Origin of the sequence: Paenibacillus alba (assembly GCF_013204855.1) — a bacterium.
In the GTDB taxonomy this organism is placed as follows: Bacteria; Bacillota; Bacilli; order Paenibacillales; family NBRC-103111; genus Paenibacillus_E; species Paenibacillus_E alba.
Genome location: NZ_JABMKZ010000004.1, coordinates 164,671 through 186,980, shown reverse-complemented (window position 1 = coordinate 186,980; position 22,310 = coordinate 164,671). Strand labels below are relative to the sequence as shown.

At 45.0% G+C, this 22,310-nt stretch carries 19 protein-coding genes and 1 pseudogene; 10 read left to right on the top strand and 10 right to left on the bottom strand.

Annotated features, from left to right (window positions below):
- Positions 1-63: 63 nt before the first annotated feature.
- Positions 64-2,328, bottom strand: a complete 2,265-nt coding sequence (locus HQN90_RS07830; protein WP_173217220.1) for a PQQ-dependent sugar dehydrogenase — start codon at positions 2,326-2,328, stop codon at positions 64-66.
- A gap of 278 nt (positions 2,329-2,606) precedes the next feature.
- Between HQN90_RS07830 and HQN90_RS07825 the strand changes: the two genes are divergently transcribed.
- Positions 2,607-4,208 carry a glycosyl hydrolase family 18 protein gene (locus tag HQN90_RS07825; RefSeq protein WP_173217219.1) on the top strand — a complete coding sequence of 534 codons (1,602 nt, stop codon included), beginning with the start codon at positions 2,607-2,609 and terminating at the stop codon, positions 4,206-4,208.
- 47 nt (positions 4,209-4,255) lie between these two features.
- On the opposite strand, the gene HQN90_RS07820 is transcribed toward HQN90_RS07825, so the two are convergent.
- Positions 4,256-4,822, bottom strand: a complete 567-nt coding sequence (locus HQN90_RS07820; RefSeq protein WP_173217218.1) for a TetR/AcrR family transcriptional regulator — start codon at positions 4,820-4,822, stop codon at positions 4,256-4,258.
- 166 nt (positions 4,823-4,988) lie between these two features.
- Between HQN90_RS07820 and HQN90_RS07815 the strand changes: the two genes are divergently transcribed.
- The 3 genes from HQN90_RS07815 (at position 4,989) to HQN90_RS07805 (ending at position 7,616) form a co-directional block, all read left to right on the top strand.
- Positions 4,989-5,621: a biotin/lipoyl-containing protein gene (locus tag HQN90_RS07815; RefSeq protein ID WP_173217217.1), complete on the top strand. Its 633-nt coding sequence runs from the start codon at positions 4,989-4,991 to the stop codon at positions 5,619-5,621.
- Positions 5,605-6,777 (top strand): ABC transporter permease, encoded by a 1,173-nt coding sequence (locus HQN90_RS07810; RefSeq protein WP_173217216.1) that lies wholly within the window; start codon positions 5,605-5,607, stop codon positions 6,775-6,777. Before HQN90_RS07815 ends, HQN90_RS07810 begins: the two co-directional genes overlap by 17 nt.
- A 167-nt stretch (positions 6,778-6,944) precedes the next feature.
- Positions 6,945-7,616: an MBL fold metallo-hydrolase gene (locus HQN90_RS07805; RefSeq protein WP_173217215.1), complete on the top strand. Its 672-nt coding sequence runs from the start codon at positions 6,945-6,947 to the stop codon at positions 7,614-7,616.
- A 21-nt stretch (positions 7,617-7,637) separates the two neighbouring features.
- On the opposite strand, the gene HQN90_RS07800 is transcribed toward HQN90_RS07805, so the two are convergent.
- Positions 7,638-8,858, bottom strand: coding sequence for a GNAT family N-acetyltransferase (locus tag HQN90_RS07800; RefSeq protein WP_173217214.1), 1,221 nt, complete (start codon positions 8,856-8,858; stop codon positions 7,638-7,640).
- A 205-nt stretch (positions 8,859-9,063) separates the two neighbouring features.
- Between HQN90_RS07800 and HQN90_RS07795 the strand changes: the two genes are divergently transcribed.
- Positions 9,064-9,240 carry a hypothetical protein gene (locus HQN90_RS07795; protein ID WP_173217213.1) on the top strand — a complete coding sequence of 59 codons (177 nt, stop codon included), beginning with the start codon at positions 9,064-9,066 and terminating at the stop codon, positions 9,238-9,240.
- 133 nt (positions 9,241-9,373) lie between these two features.
- On the opposite strand, the gene HQN90_RS07790 is transcribed toward HQN90_RS07795, so the two are convergent.
- Complete coding sequence (locus HQN90_RS07790) at positions 9,374-13,582, bottom strand: bifunctional nitrate reductase/sulfite reductase flavoprotein subunit alpha (protein ID WP_173217212.1); 4,209 nt, start codon at positions 13,580-13,582, stop codon at positions 9,374-9,376.
- A gap of 304 nt (positions 13,583-13,886) precedes the next feature.
- On the opposite strand from HQN90_RS07790, the gene HQN90_RS07785 reads away from it, so the two are divergent.
- Positions 13,887-14,297: a MarR family winged helix-turn-helix transcriptional regulator gene (locus tag HQN90_RS07785; RefSeq protein ID WP_173217211.1), complete on the top strand. Its 411-nt coding sequence runs from the start codon at positions 13,887-13,889 to the stop codon at positions 14,295-14,297.
- Between the two features lie 84 nt (positions 14,298-14,381).
- On the opposite strand, the gene HQN90_RS07780 is transcribed toward HQN90_RS07785, so the two are convergent.
- Positions 14,382-14,543 carry a hypothetical protein gene (locus HQN90_RS07780; RefSeq protein ID WP_158082112.1) on the bottom strand — a complete coding sequence of 54 codons (162 nt, stop codon included), beginning with the start codon at positions 14,541-14,543 and terminating at the stop codon, positions 14,382-14,384.
- Positions 14,544-14,977: 434 nt separating this feature from the next.
- On the opposite strand from HQN90_RS07780, the gene HQN90_RS07775 reads away from it, so the two are divergent.
- A complete protein-coding gene (locus HQN90_RS07775) occupies positions 14,978-15,247 on the top strand; it encodes a RidA family protein (RefSeq protein ID WP_216855248.1) in 270 nt (89 codons plus the stop codon).
- 72 nt (positions 15,248-15,319) lie between these two features.
- On the opposite strand, the pseudogene HQN90_RS07770 reads toward HQN90_RS07775, so the two are convergent.
- Positions 15,320-15,607: pseudogene (locus HQN90_RS07770) on the bottom strand (peptide-methionine (S)-S-oxide reductase); the annotation flags it as partial.
- Between the two features lie 135 nt (positions 15,608-15,742).
- Between HQN90_RS07770 and msrA the strand changes: the two are divergent.
- Together msrA and HQN90_RS07760 are read left to right on the top strand one after the other, a co-directional pair.
- Positions 15,743-16,258, top strand: a complete 516-nt coding sequence (gene msrA, locus HQN90_RS07765; protein ID WP_173217210.1) for a peptide-methionine (S)-S-oxide reductase MsrA — start codon at positions 15,743-15,745, stop codon at positions 16,256-16,258.
- A gap of 102 nt (positions 16,259-16,360) precedes the next feature.
- Positions 16,361-17,089, top strand: coding sequence for a DUF6882 domain-containing protein (locus HQN90_RS07760; protein WP_173217209.1), 729 nt, complete (start codon positions 16,361-16,363; stop codon positions 17,087-17,089).
- A 179-nt stretch (positions 17,090-17,268) separates the two neighbouring features.
- Here the strand turns inward: HQN90_RS07760 and HQN90_RS07755 are convergent, their stop codons facing one another.
- Positions 17,269-17,628, bottom strand: a complete 360-nt coding sequence (locus HQN90_RS07755) for a MerR family transcriptional regulator (RefSeq protein ID WP_173217208.1) — start codon at positions 17,626-17,628, stop codon at positions 17,269-17,271.
- 117 nt (positions 17,629-17,745) lie between these two features.
- Between HQN90_RS07755 and HQN90_RS07750 the strand changes: the two genes are divergently transcribed.
- Positions 17,746-18,384 carry a nitroreductase family protein gene (locus tag HQN90_RS07750; protein ID WP_173217207.1) on the top strand — a complete coding sequence of 213 codons (639 nt, stop codon included), beginning with the start codon at positions 17,746-17,748 and terminating at the stop codon, positions 18,382-18,384.
- 111 nt (positions 18,385-18,495) lie between these two features.
- Here HQN90_RS07750 and HQN90_RS07745 read toward each other — a convergent pair whose 3' ends face one another.
- The 3 genes from HQN90_RS07745 to HQN90_RS07735 all read right to left on the bottom strand — a co-directional run bounded on the left by HQN90_RS07745 (position 18,496) and on the right by HQN90_RS07735 (position 22,272).
- Positions 18,496-19,257: an IucA/IucC family C-terminal-domain containing protein gene (locus HQN90_RS07745; protein ID WP_173217435.1), complete on the bottom strand. Its 762-nt coding sequence runs from the start codon at positions 19,255-19,257 to the stop codon at positions 18,496-18,498.
- A 37-nt stretch (positions 19,258-19,294) separates the two neighbouring features.
- Entirely contained in the window at positions 19,295-20,305 is a 1,011-nt protein-coding gene (locus HQN90_RS07740; protein WP_173217206.1) for an ABC transporter substrate-binding protein, read from the bottom strand.
- 185 nt (positions 20,306-20,490) lie between these two features.
- Entirely contained in the window at positions 20,491-22,272 is a 1,782-nt protein-coding gene (locus HQN90_RS07735) for an AraC family transcriptional regulator (protein ID WP_173217205.1), read from the bottom strand.
- Positions 22,273-22,310 lie beyond the last annotated feature (38 nt).

The window sequence follows — 22,310 nt, the reverse complement described above, 5'->3', positions numbered from 1 at the left end:
CGCCTCGGTATGATGGTTTGTGCATGGGTTAGAAACCCAATACCATCAAGGAGGCGCTCTTGGTTAGAAGTTTGGAGCCAATCGAATCAGTTTATCCGGCGTGCCGTCACCGTTTTTATCGCCATTGTTGCTGGTAACGAAATAAAGCGAACCGTCCGGCGCTTCGACAATATCACGGATGCGGCCGTATTTATTTACATACAAATAATTGAGATTATTGCTGTCGATCGTCGGCTTGCCGTTCTGCTGTCCAATCACCATGCGAATGATCTGTTTGCCTTTTAAATTGGCGACAAGCAGATTCCCCGCCCATGGCCCTTTGGTTACAAACGTGATGCCAGAGGGCGCCCAGGTTGTGCCATTGGCATAAATAAGCGGTGGTGTAATGCCTGCGTGATTCTGATCATCGCCCTCATATTTGGGCCAACCATAATTGTTGCCAGGTTCAATGAAGTTGATCTCATCATGGGAGGCCTCGCCATGCTCTGACTCAAATAGACGGTTCGTGCCAGGCTGCCAGGCTAATCCTTGAGGATTCCGGTGACCTCTGCTATAGATCGGAGATGAGGCACCAAACGGATTGTCGCTTGGAATCGTTCCATCCAAATTTAAGCGGAACGTTTTTCCTCCAAGGAAAGTTAATGTATCGTCTTTGTTACCGTAGTTGCCGTCACTGAAATACAGTTTCTTGTCAGGGCCAATTTTCAAACGGCCGCCGTTATGGTAGACCGCACCTGGAAGATCAGTCATAAGAACCTTGTCAAGTGTAGCTGTGTTGTTATTTTCTATAAGGCGAACGACCCGATTAGCGACTTTATTGTCGGAGGTTTTGTAGGAATGGTAAATATACATGTAATGATTGGTAGCAAAATCGGGATCGAGCGCTAGCCCCAATAGTCCGCCTTCGCTCTTAGGCATGTAATAAAAAGGAGAGCCCAGAGTAATGACTGGCGTTGATTTCAATTGCCCGTTCACAACGACACGAATTCTGCCGCTGTTGCGTTCCGTGAAGAAAATTCGTCCATCCGGTGCAAAAGCGATCGCCCATGGCGTTTCCAGATTGCTTGCGACAACTTCTGGCGTATAAGGATCGGAAGAGGCAGGGTTAGTTTTGACAGACAACGCTTTGCTTGCCACGGATATATTTCCTGCTAAATCCCTTGCTTTTACAGTGAAATTGTATGAGGTATTTGCCGTAAGACCTGTCACATTGAAGGATGTAGCAGGCGTGCTGCCGGCTAGTATGCCATTTGTATAGATGTCGTACTCATAAACGCTTACATTGTCTGTTGAGGCCGTCCAGGTCAAATTAACTGACGAGGATGTTTTGCTTGAGCTTGCAAGATTGGTCGGGGCAATCGGGCTCTCTGTATCGGCTTGATTGGTCGTTTTCACCGTTAGTGGCTTGCTGGCATTGGAAATATTCCCCGCCGCATCTTTGGCTTTCACAGTAATCGTATAAGTGGTATCTGGCGTCAAGCCGGTAAAGGTATAGGAAGTGTTCGTTACATTCGCTTGCGTCAGTACATTGTCTTTGTACACGTCATAGCCTTTCACGCCAACATCGTCCAACGATGCGGTCCAGGATATGTTAGCCGTTGTATTCGTTACACTGTTTGCCTGCAAGTTGGTTGGTTCGGTTGGGGGGAATACATCACCGGTAGCGTTTACTTTCACTTTGTCAAAAGTGGCTGTGCTTAACTTAGAAGCATCATGGCTGGTGACAGCCAATCCTACATAGAGCGAGGCACTCATGTTCAAAGTCAAGTTGCCCAAATCGCCCCAGTTCAAACCGTTGTTGGACACATATCCTTTGATGACGCTGCCTTTGCGTTCCAGCTTCACCCAAGCTGGGCTCGTCGAAGCAATTTTTACGCTTTGGGAAGTTCCGCCTGTTTCTGTCCGGTACTGAAAGGTGAATCCGTTGGTAGGAGTCAATAGTAAATCCACATGCTTGGAATCAGCTTTGAGCGTTTCCCTTATCATGATGCCTGCCTTGGCGAAATCGTTCGAGTTTGTTTGAGAAGAGACAAGAGCAATAATGGCGCCGTCTCCCGTCCAAGGTTGATACACATAATTGAACTGATCCGATTTACCCCAAATGTCCGTGCCTGCGCCGCTTGCTGAAAATTGGTCCGTGCCCAGATCGTAAGAAGCGGTGCCTGTCAATGCAGGCGAACCGATATTTTGTTGCTTCCACGGATTCGGAACAACGCCGGCCGCAGTTACTGCCTCAACCTCTGTCTGGGCGAAGCCTGATATAGGCAATAAAGTGAGTAGCAAACAAATGCTGAGACTTAAAGCGATAATTTTGCTTCGTGTAATCATAAATGCACTTCCTTTTTAGTTTTTGGAATGACAGCAGGGGATGGTTATGACTAACAACGGAATCCTCCTTTCTTAAAATTAAACCGCTTATACTTTCATTTTCCACTTTACCACATCTGGTAAAAAAAGGGGTGTATTTCCGAAAAATAAAAATAAAAATTAATACTCATTAATTAGTCTATAGACACATACATCGACCTATAAGAATGATATCTTCTAGCAACTTTTTACTCTTTTGCACGTTTAATAGAGTTAACGACTCAGAGAAGGAGAAAAACATGTACAAGAAAATGGTTGGATTTGCCGTTGTGTTCCTGTTCGCAACAGCTGGTAACACGTATGCCTACGATGTCCCAATGGTCACATATAAGGATGTGGCGGACCAAGCCTGGGAAAAAGATTACGTATATACGTTATCGGCGCTCGGTATTATTGAGGGGTACCCGGATTCCCGTTATCATTCGCAAGAAGCGTTGTCGCGGGAAGCCTTCATCAAGCTCTTGGTCGCTACGGCTAAGCTGGACATTTCCCAGACTTCGGGGATCGTGCCTACGGACGCGATCGGCCGTTGGTCATCTCCATACATAGCGGCCGCTTCGGAGCGCCAATGGATTGATTTTATGGTGAACGAAGCGGGTGAATTGAAGCCCGAGCAGCCGATTACACGTGAAGAAGTAGCCGCCGTCGTCGGTAAGTATTTATTGGGGAAAGCAGGAACGGCCGGCTCTCAGTGGACATCAGGAGATTGGTCGAAGGAGCGGGACGAACGAGTGTTTGCCGACAGCTCCAAAATTAGTGCTAATCTGGCTCCGTATGTGTTTTATACGGTAAACCGGACCGTCATGGAAGGTGATAACCAAGGTTTCCGTCCGAAAAGCGGATTGATCCGAAGCGAAGCAGCCGCCGTGATCAACCGCCTCATCGATATCGAAGCAGCTGCGAATAAATTGGAGGTTACTGGATTTTACGCAATCAAATCGAGCCCTGCCATCGGCCGAATGCCTCTCGTCGACAATGTCGCGATGGGCTGGTCCCATCTCGAATACGATACGGAGGGTACGGCAAAACTGGGTACGGATACGACCACTTACAAAATTCCGGAGGGGTATACGGATGTGGTAAAGTCGGCGGACCAGGCACATGTTCATAAAGACCTGATGGTTTTTTACGACGATGGCAAGAAACTGTCAGTATTTTTGCGAGATGTACCAGCGCAGAAGGCGTTTATTGGCCAGCTTGTCACTCAACTTGGCGATCCGGCTTTTGGATTTTCCGGCGTTTCCTTGGATTTTGAAGGATTGATGAATGCGTCAGACGCGCCGAATTACTTGCAATTTGTTAGAGACGTGAAAGCGGCCATAGGGAGTAAGACCCTCGCTGTTTCCGTTCCAACTGATTATTATTATAAAGGCTATGATTTAAAAGGTCTCAGCGAAACGGCCGACACCCTTAACCTCATGGCGTACGATTTTACACATGATGACTCGAAACTTCCTTCTGCTCCGCTGCCGCTCGTCAGGGATGGGGTGGAGAGGGCGCTCAAGCAGGGAGTGCCAGCCAGCAAGCTAGTGCTCGGCATTTCCAAGCAGGCGAACCAGTGGATCACAACGAATGGTCAGACGACGACCGCAGGTCCGAGCATTGATCTAGTGGAAAAACGCCTCACGGCTCCGAATGTTTCCCTAACCTGGAGCCTGCCGTATTTCCTGAAGCTGATTCATTATCAGGATAGCGGCACTGCGAACGAAATCTATTATGAAGACACGCAAAGTATCGCCAAAAAAATCTGGCTCGCCAAAGTTTATCATCTTAAAGGCATTTCGCTCTGGCATATGGGAAATTTCACCGCAACCGACTGGGATACGATCTCCAAAAGATAACGCCATATAACGTCACTTCCTGTAAAAGGGAGGTGACGTTTTTTCGTTTAGGTCTTAATTAACTCTTTGGCATGCTGCTTGCCAGCTGTGAGAAAACTATCGCTAAGTTTGCTATCATTAACGGATCGTGCCAGCACTAAAGTTCCGACCATTGTACTAAGCAGTACGCTGCCTATGGCTGTGTCCACTTTCGCCACATTGGAAATAAAGTCAATCATTCGCTCCAACTCATGGGTGAACACCTGCCGAACTTCATCGGAGGACCGGGAAATTTCGCCGGAAAGGGCAGGCAGGATACAGCCCATTTCTGTTCTGTCGCGATGATACGAGCTTAAATAATAATCAATGACGGCATTGATTTTGGGAGCTGCATTCTCTTGGTCAGCGACATCCTGCAGAAATGAAATCGTGTCGTTAATCGCATAGCGACAGGCTTCGGCGACCAGTTGCTCTTTGTTGTCAAAGTGCGCGTAGAACCCTCCATGAGTCAGTCCGGCTCCTTTCATAATGAAAGGGACACTTATGTCGCGAATCCCATTCGTACGGAAAGCTTGAGCGGCACTTTCAATGATCTTGCCTCTAACTTTTAACTTATGGCCTTCGGGATAGGGCATTGAAATCACTCCGTTACTTATAAATCGATCTTAAAATATTATAGTCATCATAATAAAACGTGTCAATTGTTCTTGAAGCTATTGACGGGTTTAAAATATGATGATTATAATATATTACGAACATCATATTTTGAAAAAGCATTCAGGGAGAGGGAGAGATCGAACAATGAAACTTAAAGTAGGTTTATTTATTGGAATTGCCGTCGTGGTTATTGCAGGAGGTGTCCTTCTTGCTGCTAAAGGCAAAGATGCCGCTAGTCAGGCGGAGAGCAGAAAACAAGGCGTACTTGAAGCGGAGCAAAAAATGGTCGTCTACGATAAAAGTAAAGGGACAATTGTTAAAACCAACGCAGCGGCAGGCGATTCCGTCAAACAGGGAGATGTTCTATTCCATGTAAAATCAGCCGAAGGCGCAGAGGTGGACGTACTTTCGCCGGAGGAGGGATTGATTAGCAGAATCATGGTAAAGCCAGGAGATCAGCTTGCGCCAGGTATGCCGGTTGCGGTTGTGCAAAAGACTAGCTATTATGCGGACCTATATGTGCAAGAAGGGGAAATTCATAAGCTTGATGTCAATAAAAGTGTTCAGGTTCGCTTCCCATATCTGAAGCGATCTGCTCAAGTGGATGGCGTTGTCGCTTCGATCTCGGCTGCCCCTCAATTTGCCAATTTGCGCATGACGAGAGAGAGAGGGCAAGCTGATTTAAGCATGTTTCTTGTCAGAATTGCCGTGAATGCAAACGCCGATCTTCTTCCGGGTATGACAGCGGAGGTGGACCTTGATGAAATCGCTGATTGAGGAGTGGAAGCACGTAGTAAGCAGCAAGTTTCTTCTTACAATCTTTATCGGCCCGCTGATTGCGGCTTTGTTTTTTGGGTTGATGTTTTCGAAAAACCAAATCAACAAATCGCCGGTTGTTGTGATTGACGAGGACCATAGTGCTTATTCGCGGCAACTGATTTCGAAAATGAACGCGTCCCAATACATGAAAGTCACAAATGTATACGCGGGCCGCGTAGACCCCGAAACCTTGCTGGCCAACGAGCAGGCTGTAGCGGTCATTCTGCTTCCTGAACAACTGGAGCTGCGTAAGTTGCAAGGCATGTCTTCGAATATTGGGATTCTAATGGATAACACGATGCCCTCAGGGCTTATGGGTATCCGAACCGCCATTCAAGAGATCATCACAACGGAAAATATGACTCTTTCCATGACACGACTGGGGCAAAATGGGATGGATGCGGAAACTGCCAAAGGGCTTATATCTCCATTATCACTTCAGCAGCGGATGCTGTTCAATCCGACGACAAGTTATGTAGGCTTTATGGTTCTTGGATTTGTGAATATAATCGTGCTAATGATGACAACCAGCGCAGCAGGATCGATTGCGCCGCGTCTTCGCAAAGAAGGGAAGCTGCTTGCAAACGGCGTATCGCCTGTTCAGCTATGGGTTCGCAGCGTACCCTATGCTGTTCTGAGTACATTCTCTTTAATTCTAAGCTATGGACTATTAAAGCAAGTAGGCAATATGCGCTTTGAAGCAGAGCCTTATATTTTTATTCTCCCATTGCTGGTGTATTCTTTTGCCTTGTCTCTTATGGGGATATTGATTGGTTATACGGCCAAAGATGAGGCCAAAGTGGGTTTGCGAACAAGTCTTGTGTTGTATCCATCGTTTTTGGCTACAGGGATTCAGTTGACTCCGCTTGCGTTTCCCATGTTTTTTCAGGTCATCGCATGGGCGCTGCCAATGAATTGGCTTAACCGCTTAATACGCGGAATGGCATTTCGGCATGGATCGCTGACAGCCTACAGTCTGGAGATAAGTGCATTATTAATCATTATTGGCGCTGCGTCCTTGTTAATCGGATTATTGATGCTTCGTGAAGCGCGCAAAACGAATTTTCTCGTTGAGCAGCGTGCAGATTCAGGAGTTTTACCCGTTAGCAGCTAAAACGGAAGAGCCAACGACTTGCTGATACGAAACACAAAAAGACAGATCTATATGAACCCTCAGCCCCGTTGCTGTGGGTTTTTTTATCGTGAAGAGGTTGACAATGGGTAAATTAACGTAATAATATTATTTTACGTAATAATTATATTTTATGGAGGTTTAACCGTATGGAAGTATCTGAAGGAGTAGAAATGCTTCATCTTGATTATCATGGGCATATGATTCACCCAATTCTTATGTGGGATCAAGAAATGGCCGTTTTAATAGACACCGGATTCCCAGGGCAAATGGAAGATTTACGCGCAGCCATGGAAAAGGCAGGAGTGTCCTTCGACAAACTAAAAGTTGTGATTTTGACGCACCAGGATGTGGATCATATCGGCAGTCTTCCTGAGATTCTGAAGGAGCGTGGCAAGGATATTAAAGTATATGCACACGAGCTGGAGAAGCCGTATATTCAGGGAGAGATACCTCTTATCAAAGACGGACACCTTGAGAATCCCCCAAAAGGCAAAGTGGATGAAACCTTGATCGACGGTCAGGAACTGCCGTTTTGCGGCACAATTCGTGTTATCCATACTCCTGGACATACTCCCGGTCATATCAGTCTCTACTTAGAGCATAGTAAGACTCTCATTGCCGGGGATTCGATGTACAGTGCAGACGGGATTCTTGGGGGAATCCATGTTCCTACCACACTGGATCTGATGGCAGCTCGTCTTTCTTTGAAAAAATATGTAGACCTTGACATTGCATCTGTCGTTTGTTATCACGGGGGATTAAGTCATGTAAATATAAAAGATCAGATTTTAGCACTTAGCCAAGGATTAGCAGATTAATTTGCACGATCTAAGCGAGCATCAGAAGTAATCGGCAAAATACGGTATCTTGCGCTCTATCAGCTTCTCGAGCAGCTCAATAGTCGCCCGCTGTGCTTGGAAGCGGCCTACCTGCGCCAAATATGCCGGACGTTTATAACCCATCAGCATCGTCGTCAGCGTCTGTATATCGAAGGCTGCCTCCGGATTACCGCCGCCCTCCACTAATTGACCGCTACCTTGCTCATCCACCTTCAGCGTGAATTTACCCTGATTCCACTCCAACATCGGATCATGCAGGGTAAAAGTCAACTGGCATTCCGTGGTTTGGGGCAGAAACGGATACTGCTTCACGAAGCGGTGAATATCGACTATCCGTGCCATATAGTAGGGTGAGATCGTCTCCTTAATATCGCTGTCTTCCAGTAGGAATGCGAGAGGCTCTGTCGTGTATATATGGCCTTTGACCCGCGTTATCATCGAGAAATGCGCGCTGATGAAATTCCACAACGCCGCTCGGGCCTCTCCATGCATATACACCATTACCTTCATATGGAAGACTTCTTCGGCAATCCAATAGAGCAGGTAGCCTTGCGGCTGCTGATTATCGTCATAATAGACCGCTACGGTAAGATCATCCAGATCCCATCGCAAATGTTCTTCCCAGGCCAATTCGCTCCGCAGCATTGCACCATGACGATTCAGAGCGAAACGGCGGTACACATCGCGAATATCCGGGTGATCGATCGAGAGCCGTTCCACATTTCCAGCCACAGTCTTCAGCTTCGGCAGCTGCGTATCCTTCACCTCGAATGAGATCTTATCGGAAATGATCTCCCAGCCTTTGCGGCGGTAGAACGGGATCGAATAGGGATACAGATAAGAGATCGACTGCTGCCGTTCGCGCATATTTGCAAGCGCTGTGCGCATCAATTGGCTCATCAATCCAAGATTCGCATATTCTGGGTAGGTTCCAACGCCGGTTAAGCCGCCCATATCATAGATCTCCCCAAAAATATTAACCTGGAACGGGTACACCGCCAACTGGGAAATCAGCTTATCGCCATCGAACCAGCCTAGTACGTCGGCCTGCTTCAGTACAGGAAGCTTGGCCTGGGCAATCTCGCGGTTTTCCCAGCCGAAAGTATGCAGATCATGATTCGTCACCTGGAATACATAGCGAAGCAGATCGTTGAATTGCTCTCCATGACTTGGCTCAACTTTCTTCATCTTCAGTCTGTCTTGAAGTTTCTGCCGGCTCATAGCTTTCTCCTTCACATTATGTCTTTACCTTTATTATGTAGTAAATCAAAGCGATTTTATGAATGAAAAGTTGGAAAAGGCGATATCTCCATGATTTACCATTTAAAGAGGGGTGAAAAAGGAAATGTCATAAAAAAGCAGCTTGTTGTGCATATTAGATATGTGCTTTTTTCCAGTGCAAATAACTATTTAAAAAGGAGTCATAATGGCTACTCAACAATCCAATCAAGCAAACAATCAAGCTAGCAATGCAGTTTCACAGTCTCAATTAGCTAGCAATCAAGCAGCAACCTCAGCAAATGAGGAAGCAACACAAACTCAAACTACTAGTTCTGCGAATATTTCTGAGCAAGAGCAGGAGCAAGAGCAAGAAGAAGAATAGGGAGAATTCCCTGAATTCCTATTTGAAAGCAAAAAAGCCACCGACGTTTAGTTGGTGGATGTCGGATGAATAGAATATTGTCCGAATCAAGTCCGCGTAAATCGCGGGCTTTTTTAGTTTATCAGATCTGTGACTAATAGATATCCTTTGCATATCGCTTTGAATTCGCCATTTCTTTCACATAGTTTTCTACCTCAGCGGTGCTCATGCCACTATGTTCCTGAATCAATTTTTTAAGCGCAGCATCGACCTCTTTGGCCATCTGACTTGCATCTCCGCAAATATAGAAGTGAGCACCTTCTTTGAGCCATGCCCATAACTCGGCCCCATGCTCCATCATGCGATGTTGCACATAGATCTTTTCAGGTTGATCACGGGAGAAGGCAGTATCCAAACGGTGTAGAAAACCTTCCTTTTGCATAGACTCAAGCTCATCTCTGAAATAGAAATCACTCTCGGCACGCTGTTCACCAAAAATGAGCCAGTTCTTTCCTTTTGCCTTGCTTGCCAAACGTTCTTGAAGGAAACCACGGAACGGGCCTACACCGGTACCCGGTCCGACCATTATCATAGGTACTTCCGGATTCATTGGAGGACGAAAATTAGCTGACTTCTGGACAAAAATAGGAACTTCTGAGTTAAGTTTTGCTCGATCAGCAAGGAAGACCGAACAGACACCATATCTTGTTTTGTCGTTGAATGAATAGCGCACGGTTGAAACTGTGATATGAACCTCGTCTGGATTCACTTTCGGGCTAGAGGAAATGGAATATAAACGCGGCTGTAATGGTTTGAGTAGTTGGATAATATCATTTGCGTTGATGGTAACTGGGAACTCATGCAGGAAGTCAACGAGTTGGCGGCTCCAGAGCCAGTCCTTCAGTTCCGATTTATTTTCGCTTTTCAGAAGATGTTCGAGTATCTTGCTTGGCGTACGTTCTTGAACGAATTGGAGAATCCCCGGTGTGATACGGACAATTTCGAAGTGTCGGAGCAGGGCTTCTCCAATTTTCATTTCTCCTTGACCTTTTACTTTTATTAGAACGGTAGGATCTAACTGAACCACTGCCATAATCTCTTGAACCAGTTCAGGACAATTGGTTGGCCATACCCCTAAGGCATCTCCTGCCTCATATTGCATGCCGCTGTTCTTGAGGTCGAACACATAATGGCGCGTCTCCTTTTCTGAATCTGCTTTATTTAAACGCCGGTTGACAATGACACCTGTGAGCAGCGGATGATTTCGATCATATTCCTTCTTTTCTATCAGTTCGATCGTCGCAACTGCTTCTGGAACAGGGCCCAAGTCGATGTCTACTACGGGGAGTGGTGTTGGTGCGGAACTGTCAATAGGTTCGTTTAAAACTTTCGCAATTGCAGTCATCCATGTTTCGACTTGCTCCCCATAATCCGTATCGCAATCGACGCGACCTAAGAGACGACTAGCACCAAGCTGTTCTAAACGTGTATCCATATTACGTCCGAATCCGCAGAATAGATCGTAATTCGTGTCTCCGAAACCAAGAACAGCGTAGCGAAGATTGGGCAATCTCGGCATGTTGTCTGCCTTCAACGACTGCCAGAAATTCTCGCCGTTATCGGGTGGATCGCCAGCTCCGAATGTGCTCGCGATGAAGAGGATATGGCGCTCGGAAGTTAAATCAGCAATACTGTAAGCATTCATATTTACAAGTCGAATGTCGTAACCGGCATCTTGCAGTTTCTTCGCGCAATCATTGGCAGCTCCTTCGGCATTTCCGGTTTGCGAGGCCCAAACAATGGTGACAGGGAGCTTACTTGCTTTCTCTGTCTTCAGTGAAGAAGCAGGAGAGTTCTCTGATGATAGGGGAGTCGTAAGCGATGGAATGGTACCTGCGTCGGGAAGATACGTACGCGAGAACATCCCGGCGAGTAAACCATCAAGCCAATACCGTTTGGTCGGTTCGAGAGGCGCAGTAGGGGGCAGTACCGGAATACCCGATAATGTACGCGATTCTTCCGTACGCAAACTCGTTATGAATCCTGAAAGATATGTTTTTTCATGACTTTCCAACGTCATCACAGAGGATGATTGAATACCCAACATGCTTGCAATTGTATCAATTTGCGCCATGTGTACGACCTCCCTTTGTTTGGTTACTGCATCGCCTTGCGCGATGGATGGAATCATTTCAGAATGCGGAGCAACACGGTTCAGAGAGACGGCACAATATTTAAATTCGGGCTGAAAAGAAATAGGGTCAATCGCGTCGTTGGTGACATCGTTGATAGCAAGTTTCTCACCGAAAACATCATTCCAATGAAACGGAGCAAAGCAATTGCCGGGGCGTACTCTGTCGGTAATCACGACAGGCAGAATAGCTAGGCCTCGCCGTGAGTGAATTTCGATTCGATCTTGGTCGACTACGCTGAGCGCCTCGGCATCTTCAGGATGAATTTCGATAAATGGACCCGGGTTTAACTTGTTTAGCATGGGAATTTTGCCTGTTTTGGTCATGGTGTGCCATTGATGCTGCAAACGGCCCGTGTTCAGTATAAAGGGGAATTCACTGTCCGGCATCTCAGCAGGCGGTAAATAGGGGCGTGCCAGAAAGATTCCCTTGCCACTTTCAGTCGGGAACACAATACGTGGTAGGCTGCCATCCTTATTTTTCTTCAGTTTCTGGCTGATTCCATCGTTCAAGTATCGGATTGGATTCCGATCACCGAGGCTTTCTGGCGCACAGGGCCATTGCATGGGGTTTTCACGAAGTCGTTCATAAGAAGCACCTCGGATATCATAGCCTGTCTTAGGATTCCAAGCCTTTTGGATTTCTTGGTAAACCTCTACAGAAGAAGTGTAAGTAAAGGCAGCGGAGTAGCCCATTTCACAAGCAACTCTGGCGATAATCTGCCAGTCAGGGAGCGCTTCACCGGGTGGATCAACCGCCTTCTGCATAAGTGTCAAGTTCCGCTCGGAGTTAATCATGACTCCCTCGGCCTCTGACCATAATGCACCGGGGAGCAAAATATCTGCGTATCGATTGGTTTCCGTATTGAAAAATGCGTCCTGTGTAATAATTAGTTCCGCTTTCTGTAAGCCGGCGATAACGTTCTTTCGATTAGGTACGGTGGCTACTGGGTTCGTACAGATGATCCAACACGCTTTGATGTCTCCAGCCTGCATACTTTGAAACATCGATACCGTGCCGGTTCCAATTTCAGTTCTAAGGGTGCCTCGAGGTACTTCCCACATATCCTCTATAAACGTTCGTTCAGCCTCCACTAGTACGGAACGTTGCCCAGGTAGTCCAGGTCCCATATACCCCATCTCTCGACCGCCCATCGCGTTCGGTTGTCCGGTGAGCGAGAAGGGGCCGCTGCCAGGGCGGCAAATTTTGCCGGTGACCAGATGCAGATTACAGATGGCATTCGTATGCCACGTACCATGTGTGCTTTGATTGAGGCCCATTGTCCAACAGCTAATCCACTCGGGCGATTCGCCGATCCATAATGCCGCTTGACGGATATCCGCTTCGGGGATGCCTGTAATTTCAGACACTATACTAGGCGTATATGCTTCCAGAAAATCAGGCATAATTTCCCAACCAGAGGTAAATTCATCGATGAAGGAAGAATCTGTATGACCGTTTTTGACAAGTAAATGCAAAAGACCGTTCAGCAAAGCGAGATCTGTGCCAGGTTTGATTTGCATGAAAAGATTTGCTTTGTCAGCAGTCGCATTGCGGCGCGGATCAACGACAATCAGCTTGGCTCCGGCTTTTACGCGATCTATGACCCGAAGGAAAAGAATTGGATGACAGTCAGCCATGTTGGCTCCAATGACGAAAAACAAATCTGTGCGATCCATATCCTGATAAGAGCCGGGAGGACCATCCGATCCAAGAGATAATTTGTAGCCGCTCCCTGCGCTAGCCATACATAAGCGTGAGTTGGATTCGATATTATTGGTACGAACAAATCCTTTGGCAAGTTTGTTAATGAGGTATTGTGCTTCCAATGACATTTGACCTGAAACATAGAAGGATAGAGCATCAGGTCCATATTCATCGAGGATTGCGCGCAATCGCATTGCAGTTTCTTTAATTGCAGCGTCAATACCGTTTCTAGTTAGCTCTTCGTTTCGATTCGAGCGACTATAAGCATATTCCAAACGTCCAGATTCGGCGATTGCTTGCGCACACGTGTTACCTTTGGTGCACAGCCTGCCGAAATTAGTGGGATGATCTTTATCTCCCGTCACTTTGGTTACGCGATTTTCAAATACTTCAAGTACGATTCCGCAACCTACGCCACAATAGGGGCAAACGCTTTTCACTTTTTTGGTTGGTAAGGTTGACATATAGGATCACTCGCATTTTCGTGCAAAGCACGGATGGATTTGTTGATACATAGAACGAAATACTCAACAAAACATAACTGGATATAACTATCATAAATATATATCGCTCTACGACTTAAGTCAATATTATATGTTATATAACATGACATTAAAACATTAAAGTTCATGTTTTTTTTCAATATGGTAATATACGTGTTATATAAAGTGACTTGATTATGCCTTATTTATTTTTTGGAATTGTCCCATTAGAGTGAATACTATAAACTATATGTAATCTGTTTTTGATAAGGAGCCTGAACCTGACATGAATGAGAAGCAATTGCCCAAATATGTGTACGAGCAACTAGCGTTATTCCGATATCGCATTCGTAAATTTATTCGCTTCAGTGAGGAAGCTGCGCGGGGAAAAGGGCTTACCCCTCAATATCACCAACTGATGCTGTCTATTATGGGATTTCCCGAACGGGACTACGCAACGCCCAAAGAGCTTGCTGAGCGTTTGCAGATCACCCCCCATGCTTGTGCAGAGTTGATAAAGCGGTGTGAAGAAATGGTGTTGGTTCAGCGTCTTCCGAATCCGGAGGACAAACGCAGTATTTTCATACGATTGACCGAATATGGAATGGGGATCTTAGAGGAATTGTCTGAAATTCATGTGGATGAATTGACGCGGGCAGGTTTGCTTGAATTTCATAATCATGGGGCTTCAGAATAAATAATACTTTAGTGTACGTAACACAGAATGAAAAGAGGCTGCCGATACAAACGGCAGCCTCTATTACGTTAATGCGGAGGTACGTTAAGATTTCTTTATAGTGTAAAATCCAAATTGTTCAATTTCATCAATAGCCTTACGTCCAAATGACTCAATTAGCTCATCGGCTCTGATTTTGCTTCCCCCTAGTGTTAGCCCGTCCCAGCGTACAATTCTACCGTCCTTGACCAAATAATAATCATCCATATTATAACCTCCTAAATTAAAGTTTTGGAAACCTCTGTGCGTTCGTATACGCAGAGTATTAATCTGCTTAACCATATTTTAGCACATTCTTCAAGGGAAACATAAAGAGCTTTCACGCGTCCAGTAACTCCTTAATAAAAACAGATGAAATATCCTTATTCCCTTCCAAAAGAAGGTATTTTTATCTCATATCTTAAAAATTGATTTAGATCATTAAGAATAAACGAGAGGTGTTTCTTTTGCAGTCGCAATCGGCAAGCCATACTGATTAGCGTTCGCTGACTGGAAAGAAGGCTTCGCCAAGAAGGACATTCAATTGATGGACAGTTATAGGTACATGGTAGAGCTGTATTATGTTCGGGGAACGATGGGAGAGCTGATCGGTTCCGATCACGGGGAATAAGAAGATTGAATTGCTCAAAGGAGGATAACCAATGTCTACATTCAAAATGGAGCATAAAAACCCAGAGGGATTATTTAAATCAAAAGCATTTAGTCAAGCGATTACCGTAAGTGGAAAGGCAAAAACAATTTATATAGGCGGACAACATGCTATTAATTCAACAGGTGAGCTAGTTGGAGTTGGTGATTTGAAATTGCAAACTAAGCAGGCGCTTACTAATATCGCAACGATTCTAGCTTCAGAAAATGCAACTCACCGTTCTATTTGTTTCAGAATTTGCGCGTCCATTTTGCCTTCTTGAAATAGATGGAATTGCTGTCATTGAAGATAAAGACTAAAGCAATAAACAGGATAACACTGCAAAATGAGATCTTTAACTCCAGTATTTCTCTATAATCGCATCACGACCAGAATATACTCGGGATTCTTTATAATACTTTGGATTCTTTCGATGGTAATTCTGATGGTACTCTTCAGCTGGATAAAATACAGAAGATTCCTCTATCCCGGTGACAATAGGCTTATCGAACCTACCGCTTTTTCCAAGTTCTTCTTTAGATTTTATGGCTAGCATATGTTGTTCTTCATCATGAAATAAGATAGCAGCTCGATATTGGCTTTTACGATCGTTACCTTGTCCAGTAGCATCAGTAGGATCAATTGCTGCCAATACTCGCGTTCAACAAGTCCATCGAAGAACTCCAGTGTACTTATAGTAGATTAAGACTTATAATAAAAATCGTCACGAAAATGCAAATATCTAATCAGTTTACAATGGAATCGAGGAGAGCAAGTGATGCAAAAAGCAACATTCGCTGGTGGCTGCTTCTGGTGTATGGTAAGCCCGTTCGAAGAACAACCAGGTATACATGGGATACTATCCGGTTATATGGGTGGTACAGTGGAAAATCCTACTTATGAACAAGTGAAAACTGGGAAAACCGGTCATTTGGAAGTTGTCGAGATTACGTTCGATCCGACCATCTTTCCTTATGAGAAACTGCTTGAGCTATATTGGCCACAAATAGATCCTACCGATGATGAAGGACAATATATTGACCGAGGCAGCCAGTATCGTACTGCCATTTTTTATCACAATGAAGACCAGCATAAGCTTGCCCTAAAGTCAAGAGAAGAGCTCGGGAATAGCGGACGTTTTGATAAGCCGATTGTAACAAAGATTAAACCGGCTGTGGTTTTTTTTCCTGCGGAGGAATACCACCAGAATTACCACATCAAAAACCCCAAGGAATATAAGGAAGAACGGAGTACCTCCGGACGTGATGCTTTTGGTGCTCAATATTGGAAGTAATACAAGAAATGCCATCTGTCCTATAAGGGGATCGAGGGCATTTTTCGTGCTTTTTTCTTCGGCAAAGTGTAATAACGGAATTCATATGAAGTGGGTGGAGAAATGGGAATATTTGATTTTTTAAAGAAGCGAAATTCTGAACCTGTTGCACATAAAGTTTTTTTACAAGATGTTGAGAACTTTTCATCGTTAGAAGAATTATTAGAGCGATACAGTGGTGTTGCTTTTGAGAAACAACTAGCAATGTCCAATACAATCGCCAATCTTGATTGGAATGTTGATATGAGCGCGGGAACAGCGACATTTGGGGAGGATTTGACTTTCCCCATTCAAATGTTGGGTAGTGTTTCGCACAAATCAGACACTTGGTTATGGGCTTGGGCAAACACGCAAGCACAGATTTCCTCAAGTAGTTTGACACAAGCCAATCAAATGAAAGCGTATGGTATTAAGAACAACATATTTGAACTGAAAGAAGCAAAAATGTCTGCGACCGACCATGAAGGACATATGATTGCAAGCATTGCTTCAGGAATGTTTAAAAACCGTTTTTATTATGCAGGCAACTTTGGCGCAGGAACGGCATTTTTCACTATTGATGTGATAGAAGAAGATTTAAAGGAAAGACCTGAAGCGGTATTGACCGTATTTCCACAACTAATCATGGCATTTGAGCTCAATCATAGAAAAGCACTTAGCTTTTATTTGAAAGACAAAGGTTTTACAGTTTCTGAATCGAATGACAGTTTAACAGGCGTTTCTGCTAAGCTTACGGTTACAGCACATTTCGATGAACGGAATCGAATGACCAACCTGGAAACAACTCTTTAAACTTGTTGGTAGGATATCCAAATTACGATAAATGAACAAATCCGATGTAGATCAGTGGTTTTTCGCTTTACACCTAGACAAGATATGAAGCGACTACGAGTATAAATAGAAGGCAGCCGTCGGATTGAGACGGCTGCCTTCTATTTTCCCAACTTGAAGTAGGGGGCCTGTGAGTATCCTTAACACTTTGTTTGAAAATTTGCTTTTCCTTCCAAGACTGCATTCAAAAATTGTTTCGACTTTTTCAATCGTTTCTGGACATCTTCAATTTCTTTGATTTTTTGTTCAACTATTTTTTTCTTTACCTCGTATGATAAATTAAGTTGTTGATTTACTAGCAAACTTAACTCTTCTATAGAAAAGTCTACGGATAAAAGTACCTTCACATCATTGAGAAATTCAACAATCTCTTCTGAGTAAATACGATAATTATTTACATCTCTTTTAACAAATGTGTCCGGAATTAGGTTTTTACGTTCATAGAATCTCAATGTTGATATTGGCAGACCCGTTAATTTGGAAACATCATTTATTTTCATAATAGGACCTCTGTATGTATTGCTATAAACCTAGGTTTATAGTTCATAATACGAATATGATAACGAATGGCATACACAATGTCAAAAAAATCTAATGTTATCAAAGGGAGAGATTCTATGTTTAACCATATTTTAAATAACGATTTCACTAGTGTAGTCAAGGGACGACGCTCTGTGCGTAATTATGACGAGAACATTAAAATATCCCATGAAGAGATAAGCGAAATTATTTCGGAAGCCAGTTTGGCTCCGTCCTCTGCCAATATGCAGCCTTGGCGTGTAATTGTGGTTGATACTCCGGAAGGAAAAGAAAAACTGAGACCTCTTGTACGATTCAATACCTTACAAAACGATACTTCATCCGCCATGTTATTAATTTTTGGCGATACCCAAAGCTATGTATATGCTGAAGAGATTTACAATACAGCCGTGGAACAAGGAAAAATGCCAGCTGAAGTACGGGATCGTCAACTCGGTACAATTCTATCAATGTTTCCGGCTCTACCAAAAGAACTGAAAATTGAAGTTGCCAAAATCGATAGCAGCCTTTTTGCCATGCAGTTAATGTTAGTAGCTCATGCACATGGGTATGATACGAACCCAATGGCCGGTTTTGAAGTTGATCAGGTAGCAAAAGCATTTGATTTAGATGAAGAACGCTATGCGCCAATAATGATTATTTCAATAGGAAAAGCCAAGGAAGAAGGGCATGAGTCAGTTCGATTAAGTTCTGACAAGATTACATTTTGGAGGTAACGATTCACTATAAGTTTGCTATGTATTGAAATAAAGAGCTCGAATAAACAGCGGCAGTCTAGGACTCAATTTTCTCGTCCATGGCTGCCGCATTTTTACTACTTGTATGCCTTAGCTCTTCAACTTCGGACAGCTGGAACAGTACTCTTCCACACTGGAGACCTCGTAGTAGAAGCAGCAGGTTTTACGAACCCGCATAGGCATATTAGAAGCTGATGAGAATGTCGGTTTGCCATAAAAGCGGCTTAACGGGTTTTGTTTTTCCCCGAATAAAGCACCAGGAGCCCGATGAATCAAATACTGAAAGTCTGCTCGGGATTGCTCTTGCTGTTCACCCGTTACCCCGATTCGTTTCTCGTATAGTGAGAACACACGAACCGCAACATTTTCCCATAATATCGATTTGGGGATGTTGGCCACTTTAGACATGACCGCTATTAATTTCCCTATATTCCCGGCAAAAAGAGCTTGAATAACCGTATTGCGCCAAATATGCCGTTCGCTAGCTTCGGGTATTGCAGCATCCATATCGCCAAGACTGACATATTCCAGCCAGGAGTGACCCGGTGAAGATGCAAGAGAGCAATTATCGGCAGATAAATCCAGTCCCTTATTGTACACTGTCATGGCGTACAGCAGCGGAACTGCGGTCAAGGCCGCGTACCTTTTAAAAAACTGCGAAGCTGTGATCATCCTCGACGGAGACTGCAGCAGCACGGTTAGCCGGTCCAGATAATCAGAGCATATCTCCACATCGAGCAAGTCCAATGCTTTCACTGAATAAACAGAACGGGTTGGATCAGATTCACACAAGCCAAAATGTCGGCTCAAGTAATCCCATTCATCCAGCGCGAGCCGCGACTGCTTGTTCATACACCAAAACCCCCTAGTATTCTCTGTTCAAAAGGATTTATTTGAGCGCATCAGCGATCTGATCGACAATCAAATTGATGGCAATAGGTCCATAATAACCGATCCACTGCGCCGTGTTTTCCGCATATACATGTTTGTCCTTAACCGCCTTCAAATTTTTCCAGATGGAAGTGTCCTGAAATTTCGTCGTTAGCTCCAAATTCGTATCGTCCTGAAGCAGAAACATATGATCGGCAGCTAATTCTGGTAGAACTTCAAGTGAAATCATCGTGCTTGTATCCTTAGCGTTGATTGCCATTTGGGGTGGAGCCAAGCCCAGATCGTCATACAGAATTTGTGAAGTACGATGTGAAGTCGTTTGGAGACGAATCATTTTATCTCTAGGCCGGATCAAGGCAACTGTTTGGCCCTTCATTTTAGGTGCCAATGCAGCTTTTAGATCGTTTATTTTTTGCTTGTATCCAGTAACCATATCCTGTGCCTCTTGTGGCTTATTCAAGATTTGCCCAAACTTCAATAGTACGGTTTGCCAATCCTCAGTACGCTGTAGGATAATCGTTGGTGCGATTTTCACTAAATTATCGTAGATCTTATTATGGTAATCCGTAGCGATGATGAGATCGGGTTCAATTGCAATGATTCCTTCCAAATTAGGTTCCAAATAGGTTCCGAGTAACGGGATATTGCCCATCTTATCGCCCAAATAGGGAGGGAGCCCGTTGTCGGTTTCGGCTATTACGCTGCCCGCGGGCTTAAAGCCCAGCGCCAGCATTTGATCTGCGTACTGAACGTCCAGCACGACAATTTTTTTGGGTACGCTCTTGAGCGTCATTTCACCCTTCAGATGCTGAATAGTGACCGGTGCTGCGAGGGCGGGCGTCTCTGCGGAGTTGCCGTTTGCGGACTCCGTATTTTTGGCGTTAGCTTGATTCGGGGTTCCTACCCCAGCGTTAGTGCTGCTTTGATTTGAGGCTGAGCATGCGCCCAGAAACATAACCAAACTGACTAAAAGGCTAATGGTCCATACAAACTTGATTTTTGGATACATATTATGTAATTCCTCCACTTTTTCTTATTGAGAATGAAACTCATCATCACTTAGAACAATATAACGGCTAGTTCGGTTATCTTCAATGGATATTTGCGCCAATCTCCATGGATTGTGGCGACACAAAAACACTGTTGTTCGGATCGGAGGATCCGGAGCCAACAGTGTTTGTATAAGAAATGGAATCATTTTGCATCCAAGAAAACTTCCGCTACATGATCGACCACCTGATTCATCGCGATAGGGCCGTAATAAGCAATCCAAATGCTCGCTTTGGCGTGATAGACATGATGCTGCTGCACGGCGCGTAGACTTTTCCATGTCGTCGTGGTCTGGATCTCATCCGACCAAGCTTGAAATTTGTTGTCGGTCAATACGAAATAATGGTCCGCATCCAGCTCTGGCAACCCCTCCAAAGGTATCATTGAACTGGTCCTTTTGCGGTCAACCGCTAACTTCGGCGGATGCAGCCCCAGATCGTTGTATAGAATCGCCGCCGTACGATGAGCACATGTATGCAGCCTAATGGTATTGTCCCGCGGCCGGATCATCGTTACCGACTGCCCATGCAGCTTAGCTGCAAGCAGCGATTTCAACCCATTGATTTTGTGTTTATACTGCTGTAAGACCTGTTCTGCCTCAAGTTTCTTGCCTATAATCCGCCCGATGGTTCGCAATGTATCTCGCCAGTCGCGATTGCGCTCGAGCATGACGGTCGGTGCTATATGCGTAAGGCTTTCATAAATGTTCTTCTGGAACTCGGTACAGATGATCAGATCGGGCGCCAAAGCAAGCAGCGCTTCCAGATCGGGTTCATTCATCGTTCCCAAGGCCTGAACCGCACGGAGCTTGCCGATCAGATACCCAGGAAAGCTATTAAGATCTCCGGTTACCATGACGCTGCCGGCCGGCTGTTCACCAAGAGCCAGCATATGGTCCATAAACTGGGGATCAAGCACAGCAATTTTCTCAGGCTGCCGCCGGAGCAGCAGTTCACCTTTAAGATGAATGATCGTCCGCAGTGAGCGGCGGATAGCAGTATCCAGCGGATCTGACGCCGCTTTCTTATGGCTGCCAACTGTTTCCAGTGTAGGCGCGACAACACTAACATTCTCCGGTTCATCGCCTATGGCTTGTTGCATCGCTTCTCGATATGCGCTTGGAGAAACGCCCGTGTAACGCTTAAATAATCGGCTGAAATAATAGCTGTCCACATATCCGACGGCTTCGGCGATATTCTTGAGCCCTGCATTCGTACGACAAAGTAATTCCTTAGCCTTGTCTATACGGATCTGCATCAGGTAGTCAATCGGCCCAAGTGCCAGCCGCTTGTTAAACATACGCTGCATGGTCCGAGAGCTGCAATTCAATAGCGCTGCAAGAGTGTCTGCTGTAATCTGTTCGGAATAGTGTTCATCCATATATCTGACAGCTTGGAGCACGATATCCGGTGAATCCTGCTCCAATCGCTGGTGCTGCAGTTGTCCCATCAGCTCGCAAATGAACTGATAAAATAACGATTTCACCTGCAGCTTCGCCATCGCTTCCGGTTGGTTCCATTCCCGCTCCATGCGGGATAAGGAGATGAGCAGCGGAGCAGCATGACTGACCACAAAACCATATTGGATATCAAATGGTTCCGTACGAGCCAGTAATTGAAGCAGATCTTGGCTACATGGCAGCGGTAGAGAGGCCTTATACTGAATGATATAATATTCAAAATGGTCGGTGATGTCCATGATACTAAGAACTGCGCCTTTGCCGGCGTGACAAACATAGCCATTCTCCAATAGGTGCTCATCTCCGTCCAGCAGGAGCCGTGCACGACCTTTTATCGTGTACAATAGAGCACTCGACGAAAGCTGGGATGTGTGCAAATACTCGCCAATCGGGAGCTCGGTCCGCTGCACATCCATTATTTTCAGCAATACATGGTTCCAAAGGATAAGGTGATTTTCCACAATCATAGTATCATGTCAACTCCTAGGAGGGTCTGTCTATTTGT

Bases quoted from the DNA above. Each gene is read 5' to 3' on its own strand.
- HQN90_RS07810 (WP_173217216.1), top strand. From the start codon at position 5,605: ATGAAATCGCTGATTGAGGAGTGGAAGCACGTAGTAAGCAGCAAGTTT.
- HQN90_RS07775 (WP_216855248.1), top strand. From the start codon at position 14,978: ATGTCTACATTCAAAATGGAGCATAAAAACCCAGAGGGATTATTTAAA.
- HQN90_RS07745 (WP_173217435.1), bottom strand. From the start codon at position 19,257: ATGAACAAGCAGTCGCGGCTCGCGCTGGATGAATGGGATTACTTGAGC.
- HQN90_RS07825 (WP_173217219.1), top strand. From the start codon at position 2,607: ATGTACAAGAAAATGGTTGGATTTGCCGTTGTGTTCCTGTTCGCAACA.
- HQN90_RS07760 (WP_173217209.1), top strand. From the start codon at position 16,361: ATGGGAATATTTGATTTTTTAAAGAAGCGAAATTCTGAACCTGTTGCA.
- HQN90_RS07790 (WP_173217212.1), bottom strand. From the start codon at position 13,582: ATGTCAACCTTACCAACCAAAAAAGTGAAAAGCGTTTGCCCCTATTGT.
- msrA (WP_173217210.1), top strand. From the start codon at position 15,743: ATGCAAAAAGCAACATTCGCTGGTGGCTGCTTCTGGTGTATGGTAAGC.
- HQN90_RS07750 (WP_173217207.1), top strand. From the start codon at position 17,746: ATGTTTAACCATATTTTAAATAACGATTTCACTAGTGTAGTCAAGGGA.
- HQN90_RS07785 (WP_173217211.1), top strand. From the start codon at position 13,887: ATGAATGAGAAGCAATTGCCCAAATATGTGTACGAGCAACTAGCGTTA.
- HQN90_RS07795 (WP_173217213.1), top strand. From the start codon at position 9,064: ATGGCTACTCAACAATCCAATCAAGCAAACAATCAAGCTAGCAATGCA.
- HQN90_RS07740 (WP_173217206.1), bottom strand. From the start codon at position 20,305: ATGTATCCAAAAATCAAGTTTGTATGGACCATTAGCCTTTTAGTCAGT.
- HQN90_RS07805 (WP_173217215.1), top strand. From the start codon at position 6,945: ATGGAAGTATCTGAAGGAGTAGAAATGCTTCATCTTGATTATCATGGG.
- HQN90_RS07830 (WP_173217220.1), bottom strand. From the start codon at position 2,328: ATGATTACACGAAGCAAAATTATCGCTTTAAGTCTCAGCATTTGTTTG.
- HQN90_RS07820 (WP_173217218.1), bottom strand. From the start codon at position 4,822: ATGCCCTATCCCGAAGGCCATAAGTTAAAAGTTAGAGGCAAGATCATT.
- HQN90_RS07780 (WP_158082112.1), bottom strand. From the start codon at position 14,543: ATGGATGATTATTATTTGGTCAAGGACGGTAGAATTGTACGCTGGGAC.
- HQN90_RS07815 (WP_173217217.1), top strand. From the start codon at position 4,989: ATGAAACTTAAAGTAGGTTTATTTATTGGAATTGCCGTCGTGGTTATT.
- HQN90_RS07800 (WP_173217214.1), bottom strand. From the start codon at position 8,858: ATGAGCCGGCAGAAACTTCAAGACAGACTGAAGATGAAGAAAGTTGAG.
- HQN90_RS07735 (WP_173217205.1), bottom strand. From the start codon at position 22,272: ATGATTGTGGAAAATCACCTTATCCTTTGGAACCATGTATTGCTGAAA.
- HQN90_RS07755 (WP_173217208.1), bottom strand. From the start codon at position 17,628: ATGAAAATAAATGATGTTTCCAAATTAACGGGTCTGCCAATATCAACA.